General features: G+C 37.3%; 9 protein-coding genes. 7 read left to right on the top strand and 2 right to left on the bottom strand.

Going from position 1 to position 5,245, the window contains the following annotated elements; genetic code table 11:
* Nucleotides 1-123 precede the first annotated feature (123 nt).
* From GSF01_RS30550 to GSF01_RS28755, 5 genes are all read left to right on the top strand, one after another.
* Complete coding sequence (locus tag GSF01_RS30550; protein ID WP_407945812.1) at nucleotides 124-339, top strand: GNAT family N-acetyltransferase; 216 nt, start codon at nucleotides 124-126, stop codon at nucleotides 337-339.
* A 137-nt stretch (nucleotides 340-476) separates the two neighbouring features.
* Nucleotides 477-1,004, top strand: a complete 528-nt coding sequence (locus GSF01_RS28770; protein ID WP_159888701.1) for a GNAT family N-acetyltransferase — start codon at nucleotides 477-479, stop codon at nucleotides 1,002-1,004.
* A gap of 177 nt (nucleotides 1,005-1,181) precedes the next feature.
* Complete coding sequence (locus GSF01_RS28765; RefSeq protein ID WP_159888700.1) at nucleotides 1,182-1,658, top strand: hypothetical protein; 477 nt, start codon at nucleotides 1,182-1,184, stop codon at nucleotides 1,656-1,658.
* 153 nt (nucleotides 1,659-1,811) lie between these two features.
* Nucleotides 1,812-2,318 carry an HIT family protein gene (locus GSF01_RS28760; protein ID WP_159888699.1) on the top strand — a complete coding sequence of 169 codons (507 nt, stop codon included), beginning with the start codon at nucleotides 1,812-1,814 and terminating at the stop codon, nucleotides 2,316-2,318.
* A 182-nt stretch (nucleotides 2,319-2,500) separates the two neighbouring features.
* Nucleotides 2,501-3,079 carry a hypothetical protein gene (locus GSF01_RS28755; RefSeq protein ID WP_159888698.1) on the top strand — a complete coding sequence of 193 codons (579 nt, stop codon included), beginning with the start codon at nucleotides 2,501-2,503 and terminating at the stop codon, nucleotides 3,077-3,079.
* Between the two features lie 177 nt (nucleotides 3,080-3,256).
* On the opposite strand, the gene GSF01_RS28750 is transcribed toward GSF01_RS28755, so the two are convergent.
* Both GSF01_RS28750 and GSF01_RS28745 read right to left on the bottom strand, forming a co-directional pair.
* Nucleotides 3,257-3,415 carry a hypothetical protein gene (locus GSF01_RS28750; RefSeq protein WP_159888697.1) on the bottom strand — a complete coding sequence of 53 codons (159 nt, stop codon included), beginning with the start codon at nucleotides 3,413-3,415 and terminating at the stop codon, nucleotides 3,257-3,259.
* Between the two features lie 216 nt (nucleotides 3,416-3,631).
* Complete coding sequence (locus GSF01_RS28745; RefSeq protein WP_159888696.1) at nucleotides 3,632-3,784, bottom strand: hypothetical protein; 153 nt, start codon at nucleotides 3,782-3,784, stop codon at nucleotides 3,632-3,634.
* Between the two features lie 285 nt (nucleotides 3,785-4,069).
* Here GSF01_RS28745 and GSF01_RS28740 point away from each other — a divergent pair, with 285 nt between their 5' ends.
* Complete coding sequence (locus GSF01_RS28740; RefSeq protein WP_159888695.1) at nucleotides 4,070-4,489, top strand: GNAT family N-acetyltransferase; 420 nt, start codon at nucleotides 4,070-4,072, stop codon at nucleotides 4,487-4,489.
* Between the two features lie 101 nt (nucleotides 4,490-4,590).
* Nucleotides 4,591-4,779, top strand: a complete 189-nt coding sequence (locus tag GSF01_RS28735) for a DUF4177 domain-containing protein (protein WP_159888694.1) — start codon at nucleotides 4,591-4,593, stop codon at nucleotides 4,777-4,779.
* Nucleotides 4,780-5,245 lie beyond the last annotated feature (466 nt).

Below are 5,245 nucleotides of genomic sequence, written 5' to 3'. Positions count from 1 at the left end.
ACCTATAATTTCGAAGATATACCTCGTTTAAAAGGTATCCTTCGCAATTATTGGGGCTCTTCCGAAATGTCAAGTCTTTTTTCGATAATCAATTCCTAATAATTTACTTCAACTGCATAGGTCATGATGCCTGAACATCGTGGAAAAGGAATTGGGTCAGAATTGTTAAATTCGATCCTAGCAGAACTAAAAAATCAGGGAATAGATGCTGCTTCATTAAGTGTTGATCCTAGAAATCCAGCAATTCGGCTGTATAAACGCTTTGGATTTATCGAAGTAGGAATGGTCGGTTCTTCAATTACCATGAAGTTGAAATTAAGCACATATCCGAGGAAGTGATTGCCGGGATACACCTGCCTCACCTAACCGCATCGCGGCCGGTCTTACGGACCTCAAGGTGGTGAGTGATGTCGTGAACACGGAGACGTTATGTGAAATACTTCTATAAAAACAAATACATATTCTTGGGTGGTATCATGATTGAAATTCAAAAATTGAACGAAGAACAAGTACAAAAGCTTAGTGATATTGACCGATCGGAATTCATCGATCTCATTTATGAAATGCAGGATGGAAACATTGTAGAAATCCAAGTAGGTCATGAGTGTCCAAATTGGGATAAAGTTACCTTGAAAGAAATACAGGATCGATTTAGATTCGAATTGCGACATGGGGGAACGGCAGTCGGAGCATTTAATGATTCAAGACTGGTTGGTTTCGGAGTTTTATCTCATAAGTTTAGGGGAATGCGTAAAGATCATCTTCAAATAGATCTGATGTATGTATCAAGGGAATACAGAAGACAAGGGATTGGTAGTCGGATTATGGAATCATTAAGCAATGAAGCTCGAAGAAGAGGGGCAAAGTATCTTTATATTTCATCAACAGAGACTAGATCAGCTGTTTCCTTCTATAGAAGCCACAGTAGTTATTTAACTAGAGAGATTGATCAAGAGCTGTTTGATAAAGAACCGAAAGATATACATATGGTAATAGAGCTTTAATGATGGAAGTGGTAAGCAGGGAAGTGGAATCAGGCAGACACATCCGCACCACCTAGCCGCGTCGCGGCCGCTACGATCCAGGGCTGCGCCCGGGTCATGGGTCACTTAAGGTGATGGGGCGTGGTGAATACAAGAACGTTATCTGAAATCAGCGCATTTCTATGAAAGGATAAGTAAATGAATAAAGGCATATGGGCGATAATAGGTGTGATTTTTCTAACAGCCGTATTTTATATTTATGACTATAAAAAGTCGATTGAAATTGATAATGAAATTTCTGGTTTAGTATATTCGAATGAAACAAAGTTGGAAAGGGAAACATCCATTAATATTCAAGGTACCTTACATAAAAAGTTTCTTAACAGGAATGTATTTCTTGGAAAGCTGAACATGGATAATGATATTGTATACGATATTAAATTACTCCATGGGGACAATAGTTATTTTGGTTTATTTACTTCAGAAGAAAGATATTTAGGAATTTTAAAAACGACAGGATCCATTTTGATATCAAATAACTTGGATAAAACGTGGATTCAATTGGACGAAATTAATTCAAAATATAACTTAAATGATGGATACGTGTCAGGACCCGCTAAAAATATTGAAGAAGCAAATAGTATTGCTCGAAGTTTTGTTGAGAATAGTCATTGATGATTGAATGTATCCCGGGTTTCAGGCGACAACCACTGTGAAGCTAACCGCATCGCGGCCGCCCCGTCGGGGGCATAAGGATCTCAGGTTCGTGAATGCGGGAACGTTAGCTGAAATTACGAAGTAAGCAAAATTTTAAACCTCGAGGTGCATATGTCTAGACAAATTATTCTTGCTGATGGAAGAACAGTAGAAGTTGAATGTTTGAGCTGTGCATTAACAAGTGGAGTAATTACGCCAACTGGTGGAGTGATTTTTGAATCCAAACATTTTCACGTTCACCAAGATGTTGCATATCCAATAAGGGGATTAGTCATACTTGCATCCAAGCGACATTTTTATGGTATGGATGAATTAACGGATGAAGAACAAGCAGAGTATATTTCATTGATTCATAAGATTAGAAAGGAACAAAGAAAGCGACTAGGAATAGATCAGGTTTATTATTTTTATAATGAAGACACGACACATCATTTTCATTTATGGATGGTTCCGAGATATGAGTGGATGAAAGAATTTGGAAACTCGGTAGAATCACTAAGACCTGTATTATTACATGCAAGGAAGAACATGAACAATGAAGAGAATATGAAATTCGTAATTGAAGGGATTAACAATCTGAGGGATGGTTTAAGTGATTTCGAAAATAGTTCAAGGTAACTTCATCTAACACCGTATTCACGCTGTGACCTTACGGCCATTGGTCTGCAAAGGCTTCTCGGGGAAGCGGAATCAGCATCCTTCACTGGCTAAGTCCTTCGGACCCGCCGCTGCGCAGCTTAAAGCGATTGAGGGTTTGTGATTACACGAACGTTGTCCGAAAAAAATGCATTGGAGGAAAAATGAAAAAGAAATTAATTTCAATTCTATTTTTTATAATTGTGTTTTTGATCTTTGGGTATCTAGGTGGATACAGACTTGATGGTTTATCTGCCGCTAGAGCAAATAGTTTTGTCCCTCAAGATTCAATACTCCTTGATCAAGTAAACTATGAATGGGGTTCCATTTACATATTTGATTCTCAGGAAAAACCGATAACTGCTGTAAGTAATAAGAAATTTGGTTTGTTTTGGGTCTCTAGAATTTCTTCCTATTACTTTCATAATGAAGATCCAGTCAAGACAGTCGGTGGAATATCTTTCAATAACGAGAGGGAGAAAGCGACCGTTATAAGCATCATTGTTAACGATCCTAAAGTGGTATATTTGGAAGTGGGGCCTGAATTAAGCAGGCAATCCAAAGAAGTAAAATTAGGAGAACCGGTAACTTTCTATTGGGAAGAAATTATTTATTGGAATGATTTGGATCCCCGAGCATTTAACAGGGAGGGCGAATTAATCTATGAATATCGCTTTGCGAAGTCTAATTACATAAGGATAGAAGATCTAAAGTGGTACCCGGTAATTGAAGGAACAGATTAAAAGCGTATATAGGTTGTTCAAGGAAGGCATTAACTTCGGATAACATCGTTTTCTCGCTACGGAGCCAGTCGGCTCCTTGGTCCGCCCGAGGTATTTCGAGGGAGTGGATTAGGTTTCCATAATTTTCTTGAAGCAAGTACAATAAAGAACCACCTTATTAAAGGTGGCTTGTAAAATTTAATTACCATCAACACTTGGAAGACGTGCTTCTGGTGTTGTCATTTCCGATTTCTCAATTAGATTATTGTAATTCTTTATTTCTTCAGCAGTATTTAATACGTCTGTTGAATCAGCAATGGCTTGAACCTTTTTCGTTTCTTTACTTAACTCATCCAATTTAATGTTCCCTCCTTTCATCCCCAACATTGAACTACCCATCCAGACCAGCTCTGCATGTTTTAGCTGAGGTTTTATCTACATCGATAGCCGTGTTCTTGTTAACATTATCTTTATCTGCTGTGACGTTGAGATCTTGGTCAATCGATAGTTTATCCTTGTTCTCAGTCCTATCCTTGTTAATCATGGACATCTACCTTGGTATTTAATTTTGAGTCAATGTGTATCAGAGGGAGTGTTTCCATGTGAATCAATATTCTCATCTCCAATAATATCTACGAATTCTCTGACACCCTCAGTAAAAACCAGAGAGTCAGAATTTATGTTTGGCTGTTCTGCTTCGATTTCTTTATTGACATTGTTGTCCATACATACCTCCGTTAAAATGATTTTAAATCAACTGACATGTTTATTATTTGTGTAACAAAGGTTATTTATACTTATTTTAGTGTTATTGAAAATGATTAGGATTTTATTCACTTTTAAATGAGCCTGACAAGGTCACCAAATGCTTTACCTGGCTTAGATTAGGTTTCGCGGTATAACTGGTAACTCAGAGAAGGCAGGTCGCCTACGGGACCTAATGGTTTTCGGCTCGTGAATGCAAGACGTTAGATGCAATGCGACAAATGAATATTTCTAAGCGGGTGTCACATGGATAATTTACTTATACAAGAAGCGTCCGATGATGATTTGAGATTGCTCGCTCATATGAACAAACAATTGATTGAGGATGAACAACACGATAATAAGATGAATCTAGAACAGTTGAAGGAAAGAATGAGATCATTTATTCAAACAGAATACAAAGCTTATATTTTCAAAGATGAAGAAAAGATCAGAGGATATGCTCTAGTAAATCATTGTAAAGAACCAGTATATTTAAGGCATTTTTTTATTTGTCGAGATAGTAGAAGAAACGGATATGGTCGTCAATACTTCAATGAACTATTGAAGATATTAAACACAGACAGAATAGATATTGAAGTTATGTATTGGAATAATAGAGGAAGTGATTTTTGGAAAACGTTGGGTTTTAAAGAAAGAAGCATTTATATGCGACTAGAAATTTAAGGATAATTCGACGGGCTTAGAATTGACATAGTAATTGATACAGACACTGATCATATCTACAAACCACAGTACTAAAGAAACTGAAAACGGAGGAGGATAATATGTACGAGTATACCTTTGTTGAAACTTCATTGGGTGGATTTTTCTCAGAAGCAACACATCAAAAGACAATTATTGATTATGCAAGAGAGGGCTGGCGGTTAGTTCAAGTGCTTCCCACAAATTATAATGGTCATGGAAAGCCAACTCGTTACGAGATCATATTTGAAAGACCAGTAGAAATAAGTTAAATATTTGTGTGAGAAAACTCCAGGAAGTCAGTCACTTCATATAACAATATGTTCACGCATTGGCTAAAGCTCAGCTGGCCTTCGGGCTTAGGGTGGTGGGCGTCAAATCAGCCAAAGAGTGACTTCTTATACATAAAGGAAGAATTTATTAAAAACCCGACGAACGTAGCTAAGATTGTCATATTTGGACACACCCAAACAAGTGATATACATGGATCATCGGATGTATGGTTTGGTGATGGAAAGATAGGCATTGATGGTGGGTGTGCTTACGGGAAACAACTGAATTGCTTATAAATTAGCGAGTATTGTGAGTATAAGACGTATTCTATAAAAGCTTGTTTATTGCATAATAAAAGTGCCGAATATTGCAGCGTAAAAATGCTAAGTTAAATGCAAAAGAGACACTTGCCAGCATCCTATTAAACTCCTATCGTAAGGTTTGCGAGAACTGACGAAGGAGACT

The sequence above is a fragment of the Paenibacillus puerhi genome (assembly GCF_009846885.1).
GTDB lineage: Bacteria > Bacillota > Bacilli > Paenibacillales > NBRC-103111 > Paenibacillus_G > Paenibacillus_G puerhi.
This window is presented reverse-complemented; position numbering and strand designations above follow the sequence as displayed.